Consider the following 23,038-nt stretch of genomic DNA (forward strand, 5'->3'; position numbering starts at 1 on the left):
GTCAGCGCCGCGCATCGCTTAACCTCCCGGCTGACGCGCCCGTTATCCCTGGGGCAGCTCCAGCTGGCTGTAACCCAATCCGTTCATCTTGCGCACTTTAATCTGCACCGGGATGCGCTCCTTCATCGCCTCGACGTGGCTGATCACCCCGATGGTTTTGCCGCTGGCGTTGAGCGCGTCGAGGGCATCCAGCGCGGTGTCGAGCGTCTGGGCATCCAGCGTGCCGAATCCTTCATCCAGAAACAGCGATTCGATGCGCGTTTTGTGGCTCACCAGGTCGGATAACGCCAGGGCCAGCGCCAGACTGACCAGGAAGCTCTCCCCGCCCGACAGGGTGCGGGTATCGCGCGCGGCGTCAGCCTGCCAGGTGTCAACCACATCCAGCTCCAGCTGATCCTGCGCCCGCCGCTGCAGCAGATAGCGGCCATGCAGCCGGTCAAGCTGACGGTTAGCGAGCGCGACCAGATGATCCAGCGTCAGCCCCTGGGCGAAACGCCGGAATTTATCGCCGCTGGCGGAGCCGATCAGGTCGTTGAGCAGGCTCCACTGCGCCAGCGCCACCCCATCCTGTTCTATCTGTGTCATCAGACTCTGCTGCCGGGCACGCAGGCTGGCGTCGCTGTGCAGCTGCTGCTGAATCTGACCCTGCTGGCTGGCGTTGTCGCGCAGCGCCAGCCGTAACTGCTCCAGCTGCTGCGCCAGCGCCTCGGCAGATTCCGGCATCGCGTCGGGCTTTGCCTGCTGATGGGTGCTGAGCCGCTGACGCAGATCCGCCCGTCGCGCCTGCTGCTGCTGGTACTGCTGATCGAGCTGCTGCAGCTGCTGGCGCAGTTGCAGTGCAGTCTGCTCATCCAGCAGCGCCGCGCGCAGGCTGGCTTCATCGGCAAATCCGGCGCGCGCCAGTGCCTGCTGCAGTGTGCTTTCCGCCTCTGCCAGTTTGCTGCTGAGGGTCTGACGCTGATTTTCCAGCCCCGCCAGCTCACCCTGCAGGCGACTGACCTCGGCCTGCGCCTGTTGCAGGGCGGTGAGCTGCTGTGCCAGCTGTTCATCGGCGTGCTGAACGCGGGCCTGCAGCTGCTGACGGGCGAGGGTGACCTCGCGATCGCCAAACAGCGCCAGACGCTGCTGACGCATTTCGCTGAGCTGCGCCTGGCTCTGCTGCTGCTGCTGCTGACGAGTCGTGAGCTGCTGCTGTTCCTGTTCAGCCTGCTGCTGCAGGGCAGTGAGCTGGGTTTCCCCTTTTAACAGCTGTGGCTGCAGGTTAGCGAGCAACTGCTCACTCTCCTGCCAGCGCTGCCAGCGCCGCTGTTGCTCCGCCAGCCACGCAGCGCGATCGGCGGCAGCGGGCAGGGCAAGATGGTGTGCGCTGAACTGCTGCTCCAGACGGCTCTGCAACTGCTCCCAGGCCTGCTGTTCCTGCTGCTGACGCTGTTGCAGCACATCCAGCGCCTGTAGCAGGCTGGTCAGCGACTGCTGCGCCAGCTGTTCGGCCTGCTGCTGCTGCTGCCAGGCCTGTAGCTGCTGAAGATGGTGATCTTTCGCAGCCTGAAGGGCCTGGCTTGCGGCTTCCTGAGCCTGTCGCTGCTGCTCAAGCTGACTTTCACGGTCGCTTTGCTGCTGCTGCCACGTGGCTAAGGCCTCGCGATCGGCAAGCGGGAAAGTAAGTGCCAGCTCACCGCTCAGAACCTGCCATTGCTGCTCAAGCTGCTCAAGCTGTTGCTGCATCCCGGCGATTTCCTCGCGCAGCGTCTGCTGCTGTAGCGCAGACTGCTTCAGCTGTTCGTTTTTTGCCGTGCCCGCTTCGCGCAGTGCCTCGGTTTGGTGTTGCAGCGCAGCCCGGCGTTGCTGGTTAGCACTGACTTCCAGTGTGCTGTAGACCCCGACGGCGGGATGGTTGCAGGAGCCGCACAGCGGGCAGGGCTGATCGGCGGTGAGCCGGGCGCGGTAGTCGCTGAGATCGACAATCTGCTGCTCCAGCGCGCAGATTTTTTCCACATCGTCCAGCTGCTGTTTTTCGCGTTTCCACGTCTCACGCAGCGTCTGCAATTCCGCTTGGCTCTGCTGATGCGCTTTTTCCAGCGCGTGTAGCCTTTGCTGGCGCTGGTCCAGCTGCTGGTGCAGCGGCTGCCACTGCGTTGAGAGCAGCAGCAGTTGCTGACGCGCCGGACGGCTGCTCTGCAACTGGCTTAACGCCTGACGCAGTGCGGCAGGCGGATGCTGCTCCTGAAGCGAAGTTAGTGCTTGCTCCGCCTGCGACAGCGCCTGGCGGGCCTGTTGCTCCGCCTGCTGGCGCGGCAGTGCCTGTCGAGCCTGCTGCTGCTGTTCCGCCTGCTGCGTGGCGATCTGCTGCTGCTGCTGATTGCGCTGTTGTGTCAGTCCCGCCAGCGTCGCTTCACGCTGTGCCAGCAGGGCAAAGTTCTCCTGCCACAGCGGCAGCGAAGCACCCCAGTGCGCCAGATCGGTCAACTGCTCACGTAACTGATGCTGTTCAGCCATCGCCTGCTTCAGGCGGGTCACCTGACGGGTCTGCTCCGCCAGGGTAGCCTGAGTCTGCTCAAGATGCTGTTGCTGACGGGCGTTTTCCTGCTGCTGCTCCTCATTGTGCTGCTGCAGGGCGCTGATGCGCTGATCCAGCGGCAACACCTGTTCCGTCAGCAGGGTCTCCTGCTGCTGCTGTTCCTGCTGTGCCTGCTGGCGGGCAAGCTGGGTGGCCGCATAGCGCTGCTGATGCTGCTGATGCTGGCTCTGCGCCTGCTGCTGCTGATCCGTCAGCTGCTGACAGCGATGCGAGACCTGCTGCTGCTCGGTACGCAGGGCGTCGCGCTGCTGCAGCGCGCCCCGCAGTTTTTCAGCCGGTTCGCTGCGTGCCAGCCGCTGGCGATCGGGCTCAGCGGCCTGTAAGGCCGCGCTGGCCTGCTGCACCGCCGCCTCCGCCTGCTCGCTCTCCCGCTGCAGCTGCTGCGCCTGTTGCTGCCACTGCTGTTGCTGCTGCGCCTGCTGATAGTGGCTGCTGAGCTGCTGTTCCGCCTGGTCCAGCCCGGTCAGCTGCTGTTGCAGCGCCTCGCGCGCCTCACTCTCCAGCAGGGTCATCGCGCCCGCCTGGCTGCGCAGCAGGTCCAGCTGGGTTTTCGCCTCTTTGTGGCGCTCATAAATGGCGGCTGAGATCAGGCCGTAGATTTCGGTGCCGGTCAGCTCTTCGAGAAGTTCGGCGCGTTCACTGGCTCTGGCATTGAGAAACGCGGCGAACTGGCCCTGAGAGAGCATCATCGAGCGGGTGAAGCGTTCAAAATCGAGCCCGGAGAGGGTTTCCGTCAGCTTCAGCTTGTCACCCACCTTATCGGCCACGATGCTGTTGTCGGCGCAGCGTGCCAGCTCAACGCGCGGGGCCTGCAGCTTGCCGTCGGCGGCACCGCGCGCGCGGTTCTGACTCCAGAAGGCGCGCCAGGCTTCACCCTTAATCTCAAACTCCACCTCAGCCAGACATTCCGCGCAGTCGCGGGTCATCAGCGGGTTCTGGCTCTGGGAGATCGCGCCCAGGCGCGGCGTCTGGTGGTAGAGCGCCAGGCAGATAGCGTCCAGCAGGGTGGTTTTCCCGGCACCGGTGGCACCGGTAATGGCGAACAGGCCGTTGCTGGCAAAAGGTTCGGCGCGGAAATCGATAAACCATTCACCGCGCAGGGCATTCAGATTTTTAAAACGTAGCGTAAGGATCTTCATTGGGTCTCTTCCATGGCGGCCAGCGTCTGACGAAACAGGGTGGTCATCTGATCGATCTGCTCCGCCTCTAAGCCCTCATCCAGCGCCAGACGGCGGGCGAAGACCTCTTCCACCTTCAGCTCGCTCAGGGTTTCATTGTCAAGCCGCGCCAGGCTCTGCTGCCGCTGTTCACGGCTGCGGCGCAACAGCAGCACCTCGACGGGCAGCGTGGCGGTCAGCGTTTCCACCTGGCGCTGCAGATCGCTGAGGTACTCCTGGGTCGTGACTTCGATATCGAGCCAGATCGGTTTCTCCGGCTGCTGCCCGCTGAAGGCGTTTAACTGTTCAGCAATCTGCGCCAGCGATCCTTTCAGCGCCTGCATCGGCTGAGTCTGCGGCACCACCAGCGGGGTGACCGCCTGCAGGCCGCTGGCCGTCAGCTCCAGCAGGAAGACGCTTTTTTCACTGCTCAGCTCATCAAAACTCAGCGGGATCGGTGAGCCGCTGTAGCGGATATGCTCGCTGCCAGCGACGCGCTGCGCGCGATGAATATGGCCCAGCGCAATATAGTCGGCGGCGGGAAAGGCGCTGGCCGGGAAGGCGTCCAGCGTGCCGATATAGATGTCACGCACCGAATCGCTCTGGCTGACGCCGACGGTGGTGAGATGGCCGGTGGCGATCACCGGCAGCGCATGGCCCAGTGCCTGTGCTGCGGCGAAACGCTGCTGATAGTGGTGAGCGATCGCCTCCAGCAGCGAGGTCTGCTTGTCGCGTCCCGACTGACCCGCCCGGCTGCGCAGGATGTCGCGCGGCCGCAGGTAGGGAATCGCACAGAGCAGCGCCCCCGGTTCACCCTGACGGGTGTTGAGCAGCAGCACATCATCGTCCTGCGGGGTGGCGATCACCTGGGTATTGAGACAGGCGAGCAGCTCGCGCGACTCATTCAGCGTCGCCACGGAGTCGTGGTTGCCCGCCAGCACAATCAGCTGACAGCCGCTGGGCTGCAGCGCCACCACAAAACGGTTGAACATTTCGCGCGCGTAGCTGGGCGGCGTGCCGGTATCAAACAGATCGCCGGCGATAATCAGCGCATCCACCTGATGCTGTTCAATCTGGATCAACAGCCAGTCGAGAAACGCCTGATGTTCGGCCGCCCGGCTTTTGTTGTAGAAGAACTGCCCCAGATGCCAGTCCGCAGTGTGAATAATGCGCATGATGAGTCCCTGCCGTTGTGATTCGCCCGGCGATTATACTGGCTCTGCGGCCAAAGCAAAAAAGAGTCGCTGCACTGTCATAATTGATTACCTATGTGGTTACAGGCAGGTTATGTTTTTCATAAAAGTGTCACAAATCTGACGCATAATGGCGCCGCGAATCTCAGTGACAGCCGTCATAATCAGCAGGAGAAATAATGGCTAAGCGCATTTTGGTTGTGGAGGATGAAGCCCCCATCCGTGAAATGTTGTGTTTTGTTCTGGAGCAGAACGACTATCAGCCAATCGAGGCGGAAGATTATGACAGCGCCGTGGCCAGGCTGATCGAACCCTGGCCCGATCTGATTCTGCTGGACTGGATGTTACCGGGCGGCAGCGGCATTCAGTTTATCAAACACCTGAAGCGTGAGGCGATGACGCGCGACATTCCGGTCATGATGCTGACCGCCCGTGGCGAAGAGGAAGATCGGGTGCGCGGGCTGGAAGTGGGCGCGGATGACTACATTACCAAGCCTTTTTCCCCCAAAGAGCTGATGGCGCGCATTAAAGCGGTGATGCGCCGTATTTCACCAATGGCGGTGGAAGAGGTGATCGAGATGCAGGGGCTGAGTCTGGACCCCTCGTCGCATCGCGTGATGTCCGAAACCACGCCGCTGGAGATGGGCCCGACCGAATATAAACTGCTGCACTTCTTTATGACGCACCCGGAGCGCGTTTACAGCCGCGAACAGCTGCTGAACCACGTCTGGGGCACCAATGTGTATGTGGAAGATCGCACCGTTGATGTTCACATCCGTCGTTTACGTAAAGCGCTGGAGATCTCCGGCCACGATCGCATGGTACAAACCGTTCGCGGAACAGGGTATCGTTTCTCTGCCCGCTACTGAACGGAGCCTTTACCGTGCTGGAACGCCTCTCCTGGAAGAGATTACTGACAGAACTGCTGCTGGCCTGTCTGCCCGCGCTGCTGCCTGGCCTGCTGTTTGGCGGGCTGGCCTGGTGGCTGCTGCTGAGCGTGCTGCTGGTGCTGCTGTGGCATTTTCATAATCTGATGCGGCTGTCACACTGGCTGTGGCTCGACCGCACCATGACGCCCCCTGCCGGGCGTGCCAGCTGGGAGCCGCTCTTCTATGGGCTTTACCAGATGCAGCTGCGCAACCGGCGGCGGCGGCGCGAACTGGGCAATCTGATCAAGCGTTTCCGCAGCGGTGCCGAATCGCTGCCGGATGCGGTGATCCTCACCACCGAAGAGGGCACCATTTTCTGGTGCAACGGACTGGCGCAGCAGCACCTTGGCCTGCGCTGGCCGGAAGACAATGGCCAGAACATCCTCAACCTGCTGCGTTACCCCGAATTCTCCCGCTATCTTCGCCAGCGCGATTTTGATAAACCCCTGACGCTGGTGCTGAACAATAAACTGCACATGGAATTTCGCGTCATGCCCTACAGTGAAGGGCAGTGGCTGCTGGTGGCGCGCGATGTGACGCAGATGCATCAGCTGGAAGGGGCGCGCCGCAACTTCTTTGCCAATGTCAGTCATGAGCTGCGCACCCCGCTCACGGTGCTGCAGGGCTATCTGGAGATGATGAACGACTCAGTGATGAGCGAACCTTCGCGCAGCAAAGCGCTGCACACCATGTCGGAGCAGACGCGCCGCATGGACAGCCTGGTTAAGCAACTGCTGACGCTGTCGCGCATCGAAGCGGCCCCGGCGATCGACCTGAAAGAGAAGGTCGATGTGCCGGTGATGCTGAAACTGCTGCAGCATGAAGCCGCGACGCTGAGCGGCGGCCGCCACGACATCCATTTCCACACCGATCCCCATCTGAAAGTGTTCGGCAACGATGAACAGCTGCGCAGCGCCATCTCCAATCTGGTTTACAACGCGGTGAACCACACGCCAGAGGGCACGCGGATCGATATCAGCTGGCTGCGCGGCAAACAGGGCGCGATTTTCCGGGTCTGTGACAACGGGCCGGGGATCGCGCCGGAACACATCCCGCGGCTGACCGAGCGCTTCTACCGGGTTGACAAGGCGCGCTCACGCGCCACCGGTGGCAGCGGGCTGGGGCTGGCGATTGTGAAACATGCCCTGAGCCACCACAACGCGCGGCTCGATATCACCAGCGTGCCGCACAAGGAGACCTGCTTTACCTTTACGCTGCCGGCAAGGTTGATTGTCAGCAGCGTGATGCAGGAGAATGCCGTTCATTAACCGCTGCCGGAACTCTGCCATGCGCCTGCTTCTTCTCTTCATCATTACGCTGCTGCCGGGTCTGGCGCTGGCTCAGCCCGGCACGCTCGCCGGCAATCTCAGCAGTGTCGGGTCTGATACGCTGGGCTATCTGATGACCCTCTGGAGCGAGGATTTCAGCCGCCAGGCTCCGGGCGTCAACGTTCAGGTGCAGGCCTCCGGCTCTTCTACGGCCCCGACCGCGCTGGCGGCGGGGGCGGCGCAACTCGGCCCGATGAGCCGCCCGATGCAGGCAGATGAACGCCAGGCGTTTGAAGCGCGCTACGGCTACCCGCCGCTGGCGGTGCCGGTGGCCATGGATGCGCTGGTCGTCGTGGTCAACCAGCGTAATCCGCTGCAACAGATTGCGCCCTCGCAGCTTGATGCCCTCTTTTCTGTGACCCGCCTGTGCGGTGCACACAGCGTGCCGCGGTTCTGGGGCGATCTTGGCTTAACGGGCGCTGAGTGGCGTAAACGGCCGATTCAGCGCTATGGCCGCAACTCCGCCTCCGGCACCTGGGGTTTCTTCAAGCAGCAGGCGCTCTGCAAGGGCGATTTTCGCCGCGACGTGGCGGAGTTTCCTGGCTCGGCTGCGGTGGTGCAGGCGGTGGCCGGGAACCCGCGCAGCATTGGCTACGCCAGTTTTGGCTTTCATCTCAGCGGGGTCAAAATGCTGGCGGTGAAGAACGATCAGGGGCAGGCGATTGCCCCGGATGCGGAGGCTATCCGCAGTGGCCGCTATCCCTGGGCGCGTCCGCTCTATCTCTATGTCAATAAAGCACCCGGTAAGCCGCTGCCGCCGCTGGTGGCCGCGTTTCTGCAGCAGGTGCTTTCCGCGCAGGGACAGCGTCGGGTCAGTGAAGCGGGCTACCTGCCGCTCTCTGACACGCAGATGGCGCAGGCGCGTGCAGCCCTGCAGTAACCTCTAAGTTGAATTTTTTTCATCATCGCTGAATTTTCTTCAGTTGCAGACTGAGGCCACTCATGTCACTCTGCATTCAGACATATAGCCATCCAGATGGCTATTTATATCAGAATGCAATTATTTCCTGCCGCAATGATTGGCAGGAGAGACAGGAGTGATCATGCAAAGAGAAACCGCCCCGTTCCGTGCCGATACTGTCGGCAGCTTCCTCCGTCCCGCCGCGATTAAACAGGCGCGCGAACAGTTTGCGGCCGGCGAGATTGATGCGGCAGCGCTGCGTCAGGTGGAAGATGAGGCCATCCGCGATGTGGTGGCTAAGCAGCGTGAGAACGGCCTGAAAGTCGTGACTGACGGCGAGTTTCGTCGCGGCTGGTGGCACTTCGATTTCTTCTACGGCCTGGACGGCGTCGAGAGCTATGAAGCGGAGCAGGGCATTCAGTTCAATGGCGTGCAGACCAAAGCGCACGGTGTGAAAGTGGTGAGCAAGCTCGGCTTTCCGGCCGATCACCCGATGCTGGACCATTTCCGCTTCCTGCAGAGCATTGCCGGTGATGCGGTGCCGAAGATGACCATTCCCAGCCCCAGCGTGCTGCACTTCCGTGGCGGTCGCAAAGTGATCGACGCGGAGGTCTATCCCGATCTGGCGGACTATTTCGACGATCTGGCGCAGACTTACAAACAGGCGATTCAGGCGTTTTACGCGGCGGGCTGTCGCTATCTGCAGCTGGATGACACCGTCTGGGCTTACCTCTGCTCGGAAGATCAGAAGCGGGATATCCGGGCGCGTGGTGACGATCCGGCGCAGCTGGCGCAGACCTATGCCCGGGTGCTGAACAAAGCGCTGGAGGATAAACCGGCCGATCTGACCGTGGGTCTGCATGTCTGTCGCGGTAATTTCCGCTCAACCTGGATCTCAGAGGGTGGTTACGGACCGGTCGCTGAAATCCTGTTCGGCAGCGTCAACGTAGATGCTTTCTTCCTGGAGTATGACAATGCCCGTTCCGGCGGCTTCGAGCCTCTGCGCTTCATCAAGCCCGGTCATCAGCAGGTGGTGCTGGGGCTGATCACCACGAAAGTGGGAGAGCTGGAAGATCCGGTGCAGGTAAAATCCCGGCTGGAAGAGGCGGCGCAGTTTGTGAGTCTGGAGCAGATCTGCCTCAGTCCGCAGTGCGGCTTTGCGTCGACTGAAGAGGGCAACAGCCTCAGCGAAGCCGAGCAGTGGCAGAAGATTCGACTGGTTGTCGATATCGCGAAACAGGTCTGGTAAGGCTGTAACGTTGTGCAGACAGGCGCGTAAAACGCGCCTTTTGTGTATCTGCCGGTGCGTTTATGCGGATATTTCCCACCGCCTGTCTGTTTTTCAGGCACATCATCTTGTGTGCCTGTGCCAAAAATCAACGCTATCCTCTGTCATTTGAAAAAATGGCGGGATAAGCTTCTGGTTTTCCGATCCCGTATTGCCTTTCTCCGCTATAAACGTTTTACTTAGCGCCGTTGTCGATCCATCCCTCTGTGAACAGAATAAAAGCAGCTCAAATCACCTGCACTTTTCCCTGCGACGAGCATAATGCGCTGAGACACTCAGTCAGGTCGCGGCTTATATGCAGCGAGGGGGACAACACAAACCCAACTTCCACCGCAACATCAGTGACAGGCCGTATGACACATCGTTTAACTTCGAAGGACATTCTCGCGCTGGGCTTTATGACATTCGCCCTGTTTGTTGGCGCGGGCAACATCATTTTCCCTCCTATGGTTGGTATTCAGTCTGGCGAACATGTCTGGACTGCCGCTATCGGATTTCTGCTTACCGCTGTGGGTCTGCCCGTGATGACCGTGATCGCGCTGGCCCGTGTCGGCGGCGGCGTGGATGCGCTCAGCAGCCCGATCGGCAAGGTGGCTGGCATCGTGCTGGCCACCGTCTGCTATCTGGCGGTCGGGCCCCTGTTTGCCACCCCGCGAACGGCGACGGTCTCGTTTGAGATGGGCATCGCCCCCCTGACCGGTGAAGGCGCGCTGCCGCTGTTTATCTACAGCCTGATCTACTTTGTGCTGGTGATTGGCGTGTCGCTCTATCCCGGCAAGCTGCTCGACACGGTAGGGCACTTCCTGGCACCCCTGAAAATCGTTGCGCTGACCATACTGGGCGTCGCCGCGCTGTTGTGGCCGGCAGGCGGGACGATCACCGCTACGGCTGATTATCAGCGAGCGGCCTTCTCCAGCGGTTTCGTCAACGGTTACCTGACCATGGATACCCTGGGCGCGCTGGTGTTTGGCATCGTGATTGTTAACGCCGCCCGTTCGCGTGGCGTGGACAATGCCGCACTGCTGACCCGTTATACCGTACTGGCAGGACTGATTGCCGGTCTGGGCCTGACGCTGGTCTACCTCTGCCTGTTTAAACTGGGGGCGGGCAGCGGCGCGCTGGTGGATCAAAACGCTAACGGCGCAGCGATTCTGCACGCCTATGTTCAGCACACCTTTGGCAACATGGGCAGCTTCTTCCTGGCCGCTCTGATCTTCGTCGCCTGCATGGTGACCGCGGTGGGCCTGACCTGTGCCTGTGCGGAATTTTTTGCGCAATACCTGCCGTTATCGTATAAAACGCTGGTGTTTATTCTGGGTCTGTTCTCTATGGTGGTGTCGAATCTCGGCCTGAGCCACCTGATTCAGATCTCCATCCCGGTACTGACGGCGATCTATCCGCCCTGTATCGTGCTGGTGGTGCTGAGTTTCACCCTCAACTGGTGGAATAAGAGCAGCCGGATTATCGCGCCTGCAATGCTGGTAAGCCTGCTGTTTGGTATTGTCGATGCGATTAAAACGACCGGGTTTAAAGATTTGCTGCCGGCTTTCAGCCAGCATCTGCCGCTGGCCGACCAGGGTCTCGCCTGGCTGCCGCCGTCGCTGGTGATGCTGTTGATTGCCGCTGTGGTTGATCGGGTGAAAGGGCCTGAACAGGTGACGGCTCACTCGTAACAGTCAGCACGGTTTTTTCTTTAACCACGGGCTTGCCCGTGGTTTTTTCATTTCACAGGTACAGGTTGTTATGCAAGAAACCAATAAGCTCAAACGCGGACTGAGCACGCGCCACATCCGCTTTATGGCGCTGGGATCGGCGATTGGCACCGGGCTCTTTTACGGTTCCGCTGACGCGATTAAAATGGCCGGGCCGAGCGTGCTGCTCGCCTATATCATCGGCGGGGCAGTGGCTTACATCATCATGCGCGCGCTGGGTGAGATGTCGGTCAATAATCCTCAGGCCAGCTCCTTCTCCCGTTACGCCCAGGACTATCTGGGGCCGATGGCCGGATACATCACCGGCTGGACCTACTGTTTTGAAATCCTGATTGTGGCGATTGCCGATGTGACGGCGTTTGGCATCTATATGGGCGTCTGGTTTCCGGAGGTGCCGCACTGGATCTGGGTGCTGAGCGTGGTGCTGATCATCGGGGCGGTTAACCTGATGAGCGTCAGGGTGTTTGGCGAGGTGGAGTTCTGGTTCTCCTTCTTCAAGGTCGCCACCATTATCGTGATGATTCTGGCCGGTTTCGGCATGATTATCTGGGGGATTGGCAACGGCGGGCAGCCAACCGGTATCCATAACCTCTGGACCAACGGCGGCTTCTTCGCTCACGGCGTGGTCGGCATGCTGCTGTCGCTGCAGATGGTGATGTTCGCCTACGGCGGCATCGAAATCATCGGCATCACCGCCGGGGAAGCGAAAGAGCCGGAGAAGTCGATTCCGCGCGCGATCAACTCGGTGCCATGGCGCATTCTGGTTTTTTATGTCGGCACGCTGTTTGTGATTATGTCGATCTACCCGTGGAACCAGGTGGGGACGTCGGGCAGCCCGTTTGTGCTGACCTTCCAGCATCTGGGGATCGCCGCGGCCGCTTCGATTCTCAACTTCGTGGTGCTGACCGCGTCACTTTCGGCGATTAACAGCGATGTCTTTGGCGTGGGCCGTATGCTGCACGGCATGGCGCAGCAGGGCCATGCGCCGAAGGTCTTCATGAAGGTTTCCGCACGCGGCATTCCGTGGGTGACGGTCGTGGTGATGATGTTCGCCATGCTGATCGCGGTCTATCTCAACTACCTGATGCCAGAGAAAGTCTTCCTGGTGATCGCCTCGCTGGCGACCTTTGCTACGGTGTGGGTCTGGATCATGATCCTGCTGTCGCAGATCGCGTTCCGCCGCAAAATTGGCAAAGAGGCGGCCGGTAAGCTGCTGTTCGCCTTGCCGGGCGGCAGCTGGACCGCTGGCGTCGGCGTCGCCTTCCTCTGCTTTATTATCGGCCTGATTGGTTATTTCCCCGATACCCGCATTTCACTCTACGTGGGTATGGTGTGGATTGTGCTGTTGCTGCTGGGCTATAAGCTGGTGCGCAAGCCGCGCTAATCTTCCGTTCTGCTCTCCCGATTCACGGGGGAGCAGAACCGGCAATCTCCCGCCTTCATTCTCTTTTCCTCCCGCCTTAATTTCTCAAAGGATGCGCTGTCAGCGCAGAATAAAAGTATTCCCCGGCAGACGGCGTCAGACAGGCCTGAATGGCCAGAGAAGGGGAGGGTAAAAGGAAATAAAAAACGGCGAAACCAGTCGCCGAAAGAATCTAAATATTACAGGAAAAAATGTATAAAGGGATGATTGACGGGGCTATCGTAAAACAAAACGCGGGACGCTGAAAGCCAGCCGGATTCAATTAAGAAAAGGGCGGAATAACGCTAATTAACAGGGATTAACATTATTCAGACCGCGTTTTTGTTGCGGCCTGAATATGATTAGCCACAGACTCAGGGCAATATAACGGAAACCGGCAGCGTGGCGCTGTTGTCGATGTTTTTCTGCAGTTGTGTCAGCGTGGATTGATAAGGACAGAGCAGGCCCACACTGGTATCCCTGCAGCCAGGCTGATGCCACGCCTGATGTAATAACGGGTGTTTTTCATCAACCGGCTGCAGCCGACGGAGATCATCCAGGCTTTGCGCCTGAAAGTAGATCTGCAAAAAACGTTCCCCGCTTCGCGTGTCGCGCCAGCGCTCCAGCACCAGACTGCCGCCCGGTGGAATATTCCCGCGTGAATAGCCTGGCAACGCCCAGTCAAAGCCCATCAGCGTGCGCACCATGGCAATATTGGTGTCGTGCGCCACCAGAATTAACCAGCGGGTCGGCGACGTATCGGAGCCAATCGCCTGCAGCATTGTGCTGAGCAGGATCGAGCCACGCCGCTGGGCCAGATAAAGGATATCGTTACTGAGGTCGTAGTTTGCGGTCAGCAGTGGCAGCAGCGAGGTGATCTGCGCCGCCGAGGTGATGTGTCCCCAGGCGAGCTGATTAGACGGCAGATTTTCGCTGTAGCCCAGGCGCAGCGTCTCCACCATGCTGGCCATCGCGCTCAGCCCCTCAACGTAACTGCCGCCGTCGCGGGTCTGTCTGAACTGCCAGGGGCGATCGAAGAACGTGCAGCGGGACGCAGGCGGGCAGACCGCCGCTCTGAGCTGCTGAATTGCCGGTTGCAGCTGCTTTTGCCGCTGTGCCAGATCGCCTGCCTTCTGCTGCTTAGCCGCCAGCGCCCGGGCGGGATCGATGTGGGTGAGGGGCAGTTTGTCGCTCTGAAACAGGGGATCGACCTCGCCCGCGACGTGATGCACCGGCACGCCGCAGCCGGGAAAGGCGCCGTCAGTCAGTGCCGCCGCGGTGGCGCGGGTGCGCTGCAACGGACTGGCCCGCACGTAGACCTGCGCCGCATCGGGGCAGCCCGCCGCAAGCAGGCCGAGCTGGCGATAGTGATCGCCCTGCCAGCGCCCCTTATTCACGACCGCGCTGTAGCCATGTCCGGTCAGCTCCCCATCGGCGGTGGTCCACACCGTCCAGGATTGCTCACTGGCCGCCTCAATCTCTTTGCGGTTTCCCGGCGTCGGTGGCCGCACGCCGTGGCGGCTCAGCTCGACCACCTTCTCCAGCTGATACTCAGCCGCCTGTGACGTCGTGCTCAGCAGACAGAGAGCGGCGAGAATAAGCGCGCACCGACGCAGCCGTAACCGGATCATCTACTCATCCAGAGCGGGATTACCCGTCAGCGCTTTAATCTGTGGATAGAGGGCCGCATTGGCCAGCAGAACCGGATTACCGTTTTTCAGCCCATCGTTACGCAGGTAGTCGTTGGTGACGCCGCCCGCTTCGCGCATCAGGACAATGCCCGGCAGACTATCCCAGGGATGCATGTGCGCTTCGTAATAGCCTATCAGGCGTCCAGCAGCAGCCCAGGCGCTGGTCAGCGCGCCGGACCCCACCCGAATAAACATGCCACCCTGCTCAATCAGGCCGGTGATGAGGCGCGAGACGCTTTCGCCGCCGGTGCGGCTGGAGTTGCTGATACCCAGCAGTCCCTCGTTAAGCCGCTCTGCCGCATGGACCTGCAGGCGGCTTTCGTTAAGCCACGCCCCGTGGTTTTTGCGGGCATGAAACAGCTCCTGATGATTGGGGTCGCAGATCACGCCGATCACCGGTTCGTCCTCGCAGACCACCGCCAGCGACACGCACCAGTTAGGCAGGCCGTTGACGAAACAGGCGGTGCCGTCGATGGGATCGATGACCCAGACAAAAGGGGCGCCCTGAACCTCGCCACCGCTCTCTTCGCCATAGACGGCATCGTCAGGAAAACGTTCAGCGATTAATGTTTTAAGCAGCGCTTCCACGTTGCGGTCAGCCTCGCTCACCACATCCTGTAAATCCCTTTTGTGTTCCACCACCAGTGTCTGACGCTGCTGATACCATGACAGGGCCCGGCTGCCCGCCGCACGGGCGATGTCGCAGGCGTAACGGTAACGCGCGTCAATTTCAGATTGCGAAGCGGATGACATCTTTTCCTCTTATGATTTTGTGCCATAACGAACGGAAGGCGCGCCTGAACAGGCGGTCTGGCTGTGCTGTTAACGTAACTATTGTTAAGAAAGGCTTCATTAAGCCGCAGTTAGCGGGCAATGGCAAGATGGCGCAGGGGCGGACGACGGGCTTTTTCAGCGGGCAGGCGCCTGCGCCCGCCCGGCGCGGCAGCAGAGGATCGGGTTTTACAGGGTGCGGCTGGTCGCCAGCGCCATTAAACGCGGATAAAAAACAAAAAACAGCGCTTCCAGCTGATCGTAGTGTTCGGTGAAATCCTGATAGGAGTCGCGCAGTGCCGCCAGACGCGGACGGCGGCTGGCCATGCCGTGGAGAACCCGCTCCAGCCGCGCAGGCTGGGCATAATGCTCAAACCAGCGCTCGCGCCACATCACCGCGTTAAGTTCCTGAAAATCGACCGGCGTCTCCGCGAGGTGCGGCACGATTTCGCGCTCGGCGGCGGCAGAAAACTGCGCCAGCGTCTGGTCGGGCATGAACTGCTGCCAGTGACGGGCCAGAAAATGGTCCCAGATGACGTCCAGCGTAATCGGGGCCACGCGATAGGTTTCAGCACGGAACAGCTGACGGGCGCTGCGCACTTCCGGCAGCGTGTCGGTCATGACGTCAAGACGCCGGTGCATGAGGATGCCGTCTGCGACAGGCGCAGACCAGTGCTGGTGCGGGTTACCCCGCACAAAGTCAGCCATTAAATTGCCGAGCAGGGAGCTGTCGGCCAGCTGAGCCAGATGGAGATGAGCAAGAAAGTTCATGCCGCATTATAGGCTGAACTGCCTTTGCGCAGCCAGCTGTTCAGAATTGGTCGATTTTCCGCTAAACTGTGCCGCCTGTTTTTGCCTGAGAAAGAACACTTCAATGCGTGTCGCCGATTTTGCTTTTGAATTGCCCGAATCCCTGATTGCTCACTATCCCCAGGCGCAGCGCAGCGGCTGCCGTCTGCTGTCGCTCGACGGTCCCAGCGGCGCACTGACGCACGGGGTCTTTACCGACGTGCTGGATAAGCTGAATCCAGGCGATCTGCTGGTGTTCAACAATACCCGTGTGATCCCGGCGCGCGTCTTTGGCCGCAAAGCCAGCGGCGGCAAAATCGAGATGCTGGTCGAGCGGATGCTCGACGACAAGCGTGTCCTGGCACATGTGCGCGCCTCAAAAGCGCCGAAGCCGGGTGCAGCGCTGCTGCTGGGCGAAGATGAGAGCGTGAAAGCGACCATGGTGGCCCGCCACGATGCGCTGTTTGAGATTGAATTTGATGATGAGCGCGCGGTGCTCGATATCCTGAACAGCGTGGGCCATATGCCTCTGCCGCCCTATATCGATCGGCCGGACGAAGAGGCTGACCGCGAGCTTTATCAGACCGTCTACAGCGCCCGTCCGGGCGCCGTCGCGGCACCCACAGCCGGTCTGCATTTTGATGAGCCGCTGTTGCAGGCGCTGAAAGAGAAAGGCATTGAGATGGCGTTTGTGACGCTGCATGTCGGGGCGGGAACCTTCCAGCCGGTGCGTGTCGAAACCATCGAAGAGCATCACATGCACGCGGAATATGCCGAAGTACCGCAGGAGGTGGTTGATGCGGTGCTGGCCTGCAAGGCGCGCGGCAATAAGGTGGTTGCGGTGGGCACCACCTCCGTCCGGTCGCTGGAGAGCGCAGCCAAAGCGAGCCAGGATGCCCTGATCGCGCCATTCTTCGACGATACCCAGATTTTTATCTATCCGGGCTATGAGTATCAGGTGATCGACGCGCTCATCACCAATTTCCATCTGCCTGAATCGACCCTGATTATGCTGGTCTCGGCCTTCGCCGGGTATCAGCACACCATGGCCGCGTACCACGCAGCCGTGGCTGAGCAATATCGTTTCTTCAGTTATGGCGACGCGATGTTTATCAGCAAAAATCCGCAGGCGCCGCTGGAAAAAGTGGGCGACTGATTTATCAACCGATAGCCGGAATCGCGCTCTGCGTGACAGAAGGCTATCTGCATCGGACTGTTTCTCCGATGGAGGCTTTGTGAAATTTGAACTTGATACCACAGACGGGCGCGCACGCCGTGGCCGTCTGATTTTTGATCGCGGCGTGGTGGAAACCCCGGCGTTTATGCCCGTTGGCACCTATGGCACCGTCAAAGGCATGACGCCGGAAGAGGTACAGGATACCGGCGCGCAGATCATTCTGGGGAATACCTTCCATCTCTGGCTGCGTCCGGGTCAGGAGATCATGAAACTGCACGGCGATCTGCATGACTTTATGCAGTGGAAAGGGCCGATTCTGACCGATTCCGGTGGCTTCCAGGTCTTCAGCCTGGGCGACATCCGTAAAATCACCGAAGCGGGCGTGCATTTCCGTAACCCGATCAACGGCGATCCGATCTTCCTCGATCCGGAAAAATCGATGGAGATTCAGTATGACCTCGGTTCCGACATCGTGATGATTTTCGATGAGTGTACGCCTTATCCGGCGGACTGGGACTACGCCAAACGCTCAATGGAGATGTCGCTGCGCTGGGCACGACGCAGCCGTGACCGTTTTGACAGCCTCGGCAACAAAAATGCACTGTTTGGCATTATCCAGGGCTCGGTTTACGAAGATTTACGAGATGTCTCGGTTAAAGGTCTGGTAGAGATTGGCTTTGATGGGTACGCTGTGGGCGGCCTGGCGGTGGGTGAACCTAAGCAGGACATGCACCGTATTCTTGAGCACGTCTGTCCGCAGCTTCCGCAGGATAAACCCCGTTATCTGATGGGCGTTGGCAAACCTGAAGATCTGGTTGAGGGCGTCCGTCGCGGCGTCGATATGTTCGACTGCGTGATGCCAACCCGTAATGCGCGCAATGGTCATCTGTTTGTGACCGAGGGCGTGGTGAAGATCCGCAACGCCCGCTACAAAGATGACACCGCGCCACTGGATGCGGAGTGTGACTGTTACACCTGTCGCAATTATAGCCGGGCCTACTTGTATCATCTCGACCGTTGTAACGAAATACTGGGCGCGCGTCTGAATACTATCCACAATTTGCGCTACTACCAGCGTCTGATGGCTGGTTTACGCCAGGCTATCGAAGAGGGTAGATTAGAGCGCTTTGTAACTGAGTTTTACCAACGGACGGGTAAAGAAGTTCCGCCTTTAACGTCTGACAATTCATCAATGAGGGAAATTTAATGAGCTTATTCATTTCTGACGCCGTGGCCGCAGCAGGCGCACCGTCTCAGGGAAGTCCGTATTCTCTGGTGATCATGCTGGTGGTGTTTGGTCTGATTTTCTATTTCATGATCCTGCGTCCGCAGCAGAAACGTGCGAAAGAGCACAAGAAGCTGATGGATTCCATCTCAAAGGGCGATGAAGTGTTAACCAGCGGTGGCCTGGTGGGTCGCGTCACAAAAGTCTCTGACACGGGCTACGTCGCTATCGCGCTGAATGACACCAACGAAGTGGTCATTAAACGTGATTTCGTTGCCGCCGTGCTGCCTAAAGGCACCATTAAGGCGCTGTAATTCTTTCTTCCCTAAGGGAACTGCCGTGTTAAACCGTTATCCTTTGTGGAAGTATGTGATGCTGGTCGTCGTGATTATCGTCGGCCTGCTCTATGCGCTTCCCAACCTCTATGGTGAGGATCCGGCCGTTCAAATCACTGGTGCGCGCGGAAGCGCCGCCAGTGAGCAGACGCTGGATCAGATTCAGTCCGCATTAAAACAGGACAATATCCAGAGCAAATCTGTTGCGCTGGAAAATGGTGCGATTACCGCGCGCTTCGCCAATACGGATGTGCAGTTACGCGCCCGTGAAGCGATCATGAAAGCGCTGGGTGAAGACTACGTCGTGGCGCTGAACCTCGCGCCTGCCACGCCCCGCTGGCTGACCATGCTGTCAGCAGAACCGATGAAACTCGGTCTCGACCTGCGTGGCGGCGTGCACTTCCTGATGGAAGTGGACATGGACACCGCACTCAGCAAACTGCAGGAGCAGAATGCTGATACGCTGCGTAGCGACCTGCGCGCCAAAAATATCCCCTATACCAACGTCAATAAAATCGCGAACTACGGCGTGGAAATTCGTTTCCGTGACGCCGCCAGCCGCGATGCGGCGATTTCCTGGCTCTCTTCCCGTCATCAGGATCTGGTGATTAACAGCAGCGGCAGCGATGCGCTGCGTGCCACCATGAGCGATGCCCGTCTCAGCGAAGCGCGTGAATATGCGGTTCAGCAGAACATCACGATTCTGCGTAACCGTGTGAACCAACTGGGCGTGGCGGAACCGCTGGTTCAGCGTCAGGGTTCCGATCGCATCGTGGTGGAACTGCCAGGGATTCAGGACACGGCGCGCGCCAAAGAGATTCTGGGTGCGACCGCAACCCTGGAATTCCGTCTGGTGAACACCACCGTGGATCCGAGCGCAGCCGCCAGTGGCCGGGTGCCGGGTGACTCCGAAGTCAAAAAGATGCGTGACGGCCAGCCGGTCGTACTCTACAAGCGGGTGATTCTGACCGGTGACCACATCACCGACTCGACTTCCAGCATGGATGAGTACAACCAGCCACAGGTGAACATTTCCCTGGATGGCGCAGGCGGAAACATCATGTCGAACTTCACCAAGGACAACATCGGTAAACCGATGGCGACCCTGTTTGTGGAGTACAAAGACAGCGGTAAGAAAGATGCCAATGGCCGTTCCATTCTGGTGAAGCAGGAAGAGGTGATTAACGTCGCCAATATCCAGTCTCGCCTGGGGAACAGCTTCCGTATTACCGGTATCAACAATCCGAACGAAGCGCGTCAGCTGTCGCTGCTGCTGCGTGCCGGTGCGTTGATTGCGCCAATCCAGATCGTGGAAGAGCGCACTATCGGACCGACCATGGGTCAGCAGAACATTACTCAGGGTCTGGAAGCCTGCCTCTGGGGTCTGCTCGCGTCGATCCTGTTCATGGTGGTGTTCTACAAGAAGTTTGGTCTGATTGCGACCAGTGCGCTGCTGGTAAACCTGGTGCTGATTGTCGGCATCATGTCCCTGCTGCCGGGCGCGACCCTGACCATGCCGGGTATTGCCGGTATCGTGTTAACCCTGGCGGTGGCAGTTGATGCCAACGTACTGATTAACGAACGTATTAAAGAAGAGCTGCGCAACGGGCGCTCGGTTCAGCAGGCAATCCATGAGGGCTACAAAGGCGCCTTCTCCAGTATTGTCGATGCGAACGTGACCACCCTGATCAAAGTGATCATTCTTTACGCGGTCGGCACCGGTTCGATCAAAGGCTTTGCGATTACCACCGCTATCGGTATCGCGACCTCAATGTTCACCGCGATTATCGGTACCCGTGCCATTGTTAACCTGGTTTACGGTGGCAAACGCATCAACAAGCTGTCTATCTGAGGAGTGCGTTGTGGCACAGGAATATAACATTGAGCAGTTGAACCACGGGCGTAAAGTCGTCGACTTTATGCGCTGGGATACGCTGGCCTTCATCATTTCGGGACTGCTGATCGTCGCTGCGATTGCGATCGTGGGCGTGCGCGGTTTTAACTGGGGCCTCGATTTCACCGGCGGTACCGTGATTGAGATTGCGCTGGAAAAACCTGCCGACCTCGACACGCTGCGCAGCGATCTGGTGAAAGCGGGCTTTGACGAGCCGCTGGTGCAGAACTTTGGCAGCAGCCGTGACGTCATGGTGCGTATGGCACCGGTTACCGGTCCGGCAGGCACCGAAATAGGCAATAAAGTGGTGTCGGTGATTAACCAGACCACCCAGCAGAACGCGACCGTTAAGCGCATTGAGTTCGTAGGCCCGAGCGTGGGCAGCGACCTGGCGCAGGCGGGGGCGATGGCGCTGTTGTCGGCACTGATTGCGATTCTGATCTATATCGGTTTCCGCTTTGAGTGGCGTCTGGCACTGGGTACCGTGCTGGCGCTGGCGCACGACGTCATCATCACCTGCGGTCTGCTGGCGCTGTTCCGTATTGAAATCGACCTGACGATTGTTGCCTCACTGATGTCAGTGATTGGCTACTCGCTTAACGATAAAATCGTGGTCTCTGACCGTATTCGTGAAAACTTCCGCAAGATCCGTCGCGGCAGCGCTTACGATATTACCAACGTGTCCCTGACCCAGACCTTAAGCCGTACGCTGATTACCTCGCTGACCACACTGGCGATGATCCTCATCCTCTTCATCTTTGGTGGTGCGCTGCTGAAAGGCTTCTCACTGACCATGCTGATTGGTGTGACGATCGGTACGATTTCATCCATTTATGTCTCTTCGGCGCTGGCGCTGAAGCTGGGCATGAAGCGTGAACATATGCTGGTGCAGAAGGTTGAGAAAGAGGGCGCAGATCAGCCTTCTATCCTGCCGTAATCGCATGACAGAAATGAAAACGGGCAGCCCTGGGGCTGCCCGTTTTTTTTGCGCCGGCCGTCAGGGTAATGCCGGTGCAGCAGGTGGGGTCTGGGTCGGCACGTTACCGGTCACGTTATGCACGCGGACGTAGCCGATCTGCTCCGGTGTCAGACCGCTGAGGCGCAGCGGGACGGTGACCGAATGCTGCGGCAGCAGGGAGGCAGGCACGGTGATGGTCTGACTCAGCGTGTCATTGCCGAGCGGTTTGCCGCTGGCGGGATCGAGCTCACCCCAGATTACCGTGGCGTTCAGCGCAGGCAACGGCTGTTCATCCATCGAACGCACCGTGAGGGTTGCCCGCGAGCCGCTCGCTTCAGCCGTGACGGGCGACAGCGTCAGTCGCAGCGTACCGAGCCGGGTCTGCAATGCCACGGGCGTATTGGCCTGTGGCAGCAGCCATGCTCCCTGCTGCGACTGGCTGTTCAGTTGTCCCTGAATCTCCAGCGCACTGGCTTGCGAGGTCAGGTGCTGCATCTGCTGATTAAGCTGACTCACTTCCTGATGCAGCTCTCTGACCTGCGGTGTGCTGGCGGTGCTGCTGCATCCGCTCAGCGTCACCAGAGAGAGCGCCACCGGAACCCAAACCATCCTGTTCATAAGTTATCCTTGTCCGTTATTTCGGGATGCGTAACACCTGACCCGGGTAGATCTTATCAGGGTGTGACAGCATCGGTTTGTTCGCTTCGAAAATCTTATTGTACTCATTGGCGTTGCCGTAGACCTGTTTCGAGATAGCGCTCAGCGTATCGCCTTTTTTCACAGTGTAAAGTTCGGACTCCGCTGCGCTGTCGGTGACGGTAACCTTGTCTTCCACTTTGGTGATGCCCGCGACGTTGCCCGCTGCGATCAGAATCTTCTCTTTCAGCTCCTGAGAGAGGCCATCGCCGGTCACCGTGACGGTATCGCCATTCACTTTGACATCAACCTTGTCGCTGTCGGGTAATCCGAGTTTGTTGATGTGCTCCTGCAGCTTTTTATTCTGGTCATCACCGCCATGCACGGCATCCCACAATTTTTCACCCGCTTCTTTCACAAAGTTAAACAGACCCATACAACCTCCAGTGTGTTAGTGGAAAATTTCAATTGCAGCCCTTAAAGCGTAGTCCCTTTTGCTGCAGACGAAATTTAGCATCGTTTATCCTGAGAGGTGAATCCTCTGAAAGGCACGAAGAGATTTTGTTGATTCGCAGTTCGCGCTACACTGTCTGACCTATCACTCTCGCGTCAGGAAACGTCATGCATTGCCCATTCTGCTCCGCTGTGGACACCAAAGTGATTGATTCTCGTCTGGTTAGTGAAGGCTCTTCGGTGCGCCGCCGCCGCCAGTGTCTGATGTGCCATGAGCGCTTTACCACCTTTGAGGTGGCAGAACTGGTGATGCCTCGCGTGGTGAAAAGCAATGACGTGCGCGAACCCTTCAATGAAGACAAAATGGCCAGCGGGATGATGAAGGCGCTGGAAAAGCGTCCGGTCAGCGCCGACGCGGTGGAAAGCGCCGTGAACCATATCAAAACCCAGCTGCGTGCCACGGGTGAACGGGAGATCCCCAGTAAGCTGATTGGCAACCTGGTGATGGATGAGCTGAAAAAACTCGATAAGGTGGCCTACATCCGCTTCGCCTCGGTTTACCGCAGCTTTGAAGATATCCGGGATTTTGGCGAAGAGATCGCCCGGTTACAGGATTAAAGT

General features: G+C 59.1%; 19 protein-coding genes. 12 read left to right on the top strand and 7 right to left on the bottom strand.

Features of this window, described 5'->3' with window-relative positions:
- Positions 1-42: 42 nt before the first annotated feature.
- The gene (locus AC6I7A_RS04225; protein ID WP_058956376.1) at positions 43-3,717 is read right to left on the bottom strand and encodes an AAA family ATPase; all 3,675 of its coding nucleotides are present in this window, start codon (positions 3,715-3,717) and stop codon (positions 43-45) included.
- Positions 3,714-4,910 (bottom strand): exonuclease subunit SbcD, encoded by a 1,197-nt coding sequence (sbcD, locus tag AC6I7A_RS04230; protein WP_058956375.1) that lies wholly within the window; start codon positions 4,908-4,910, stop codon positions 3,714-3,716. The genes AC6I7A_RS04225 and sbcD overlap by 4 nt, the downstream gene beginning before the upstream one ends.
- A 197-nt stretch (positions 4,911-5,107) precedes the next feature.
- Here sbcD and phoB point away from each other — a divergent pair, with 197 nt between their 5' ends.
- From phoB to proY, 6 genes are all read left to right on the top strand, one after another.
- Entirely contained in the window at positions 5,108-5,797 is a 690-nt protein-coding gene (gene phoB, locus AC6I7A_RS04235) for a phosphate response regulator transcription factor PhoB (protein ID WP_009091780.1), read from the top strand.
- A gap of 14 nt (positions 5,798-5,811) precedes the next feature.
- Complete coding sequence (phoR, locus tag AC6I7A_RS04240) at positions 5,812-7,125, top strand: phosphate regulon sensor histidine kinase PhoR (RefSeq protein WP_009091779.1); 1,314 nt, start codon at positions 5,812-5,814, stop codon at positions 7,123-7,125.
- A gap of 19 nt (positions 7,126-7,144) precedes the next feature.
- Complete coding sequence (locus AC6I7A_RS04245) at positions 7,145-8,065, top strand: PstS family phosphate ABC transporter substrate-binding protein (RefSeq protein WP_058956415.1); 921 nt, start codon at positions 7,145-7,147, stop codon at positions 8,063-8,065.
- Positions 8,066-8,228: 163 nt separating this feature from the next.
- Complete coding sequence (locus tag AC6I7A_RS04250) at positions 8,229-9,335, top strand: cobalamin-independent methionine synthase II family protein (RefSeq protein ID WP_009091774.1); 1,107 nt, start codon at positions 8,229-8,231, stop codon at positions 9,333-9,335.
- A 392-nt stretch (positions 9,336-9,727) separates the two neighbouring features.
- Positions 9,728-11,047, top strand: coding sequence for a branched-chain amino acid transporter carrier protein BrnQ (gene brnQ, locus AC6I7A_RS04255; RefSeq protein ID WP_009091772.1), 1,320 nt, complete (start codon positions 9,728-9,730; stop codon positions 11,045-11,047).
- A 70-nt stretch (positions 11,048-11,117) separates the two neighbouring features.
- A complete protein-coding gene (gene proY, locus AC6I7A_RS04260) occupies positions 11,118-12,470 on the top strand; it encodes a proline-specific permease ProY (RefSeq protein WP_009091770.1) in 1,353 nt (450 codons plus the stop codon).
- Positions 12,471-12,862: 392 nt separating this feature from the next.
- Here the strand turns inward: proY and AC6I7A_RS04265 are convergent, their stop codons facing one another.
- From AC6I7A_RS04265 to AC6I7A_RS04275, 3 genes are all read right to left on the bottom strand, one after another.
- On the bottom strand, positions 12,863-14,119 hold the full coding sequence (locus AC6I7A_RS04265) for a histidine-type phosphatase (protein ID WP_046101346.1): 1,257 nt from the start codon (positions 14,117-14,119) through the stop codon (positions 12,863-12,865).
- Positions 14,120-14,932, bottom strand: coding sequence for an inositol monophosphatase family protein (locus AC6I7A_RS04270; protein ID WP_058956374.1), 813 nt, complete (start codon positions 14,930-14,932; stop codon positions 14,120-14,122). It abuts the gene before it with no gap.
- A 207-nt stretch (positions 14,933-15,139) separates the two neighbouring features.
- Positions 15,140-15,721 carry an ACP phosphodiesterase gene (locus AC6I7A_RS04275; RefSeq protein WP_471802904.1) on the bottom strand — a complete coding sequence of 194 codons (582 nt, stop codon included), beginning with the start codon at positions 15,719-15,721 and terminating at the stop codon, positions 15,140-15,142.
- A 103-nt stretch (positions 15,722-15,824) separates the two neighbouring features.
- Here AC6I7A_RS04275 and queA point away from each other — a divergent pair, with 103 nt between their 5' ends.
- From queA to secF, 5 genes are all read left to right on the top strand, one after another.
- A complete protein-coding gene (gene queA / locus AC6I7A_RS04280) occupies positions 15,825-16,895 on the top strand; it encodes a tRNA preQ1(34) S-adenosylmethionine ribosyltransferase-isomerase QueA (protein ID WP_058956373.1) in 1,071 nt (356 codons plus the stop codon).
- Between the two features lie 79 nt (positions 16,896-16,974).
- Positions 16,975-18,123 carry a tRNA guanosine(34) transglycosylase Tgt gene (gene tgt / locus AC6I7A_RS04285; protein ID WP_009091761.1) on the top strand — a complete coding sequence of 383 codons (1,149 nt, stop codon included), beginning with the start codon at positions 16,975-16,977 and terminating at the stop codon, positions 18,121-18,123.
- Positions 18,123-18,455 carry a preprotein translocase subunit YajC gene (yajC, locus tag AC6I7A_RS04290; RefSeq protein WP_009091760.1) on the top strand — a complete coding sequence of 111 codons (333 nt, stop codon included), beginning with the start codon at positions 18,123-18,125 and terminating at the stop codon, positions 18,453-18,455. The genes tgt and yajC overlap by 1 nt, the downstream gene beginning before the upstream one ends.
- A 25-nt stretch (positions 18,456-18,480) precedes the next feature.
- Entirely contained in the window at positions 18,481-20,328 is a 1,848-nt protein-coding gene (secD, locus tag AC6I7A_RS04295; RefSeq protein ID WP_009091758.1) for a protein translocase subunit SecD, read from the top strand.
- 10 nt (positions 20,329-20,338) lie between these two features.
- Positions 20,339-21,307 (top strand): protein translocase subunit SecF, encoded by a 969-nt coding sequence (secF, locus tag AC6I7A_RS04300; RefSeq protein ID WP_009091756.1) that lies wholly within the window; start codon positions 20,339-20,341, stop codon positions 21,305-21,307.
- 60 nt (positions 21,308-21,367) lie between these two features.
- Here secF and AC6I7A_RS04305 read toward each other — a convergent pair whose 3' ends face one another.
- A complete protein-coding gene (locus AC6I7A_RS04305; RefSeq protein WP_046101349.1) occupies positions 21,368-21,946 on the bottom strand; it encodes a SadB/YajI family lipoprotein in 579 nt (192 codons plus the stop codon).
- A 16-nt stretch (positions 21,947-21,962) separates the two neighbouring features.
- Positions 21,963-22,400, bottom strand: coding sequence for a peptidoglycan-binding protein LysM (lysM, locus tag AC6I7A_RS04310; protein ID WP_009091752.1), 438 nt, complete (start codon positions 22,398-22,400; stop codon positions 21,963-21,965).
- Positions 22,401-22,585: 185 nt separating this feature from the next.
- Between lysM and nrdR the strand changes: the two genes are divergently transcribed.
- Positions 22,586-23,035: a transcriptional regulator NrdR gene (nrdR, locus tag AC6I7A_RS04315; protein WP_009091750.1), complete on the top strand. Its 450-nt coding sequence runs from the start codon at positions 22,586-22,588 to the stop codon at positions 23,033-23,035.
- The last annotated feature ends 3 nt before the right edge of the window (positions 23,036-23,038 follow it).

The organism is Type-F symbiont of Plautia stali (genome assembly GCF_059731105.1).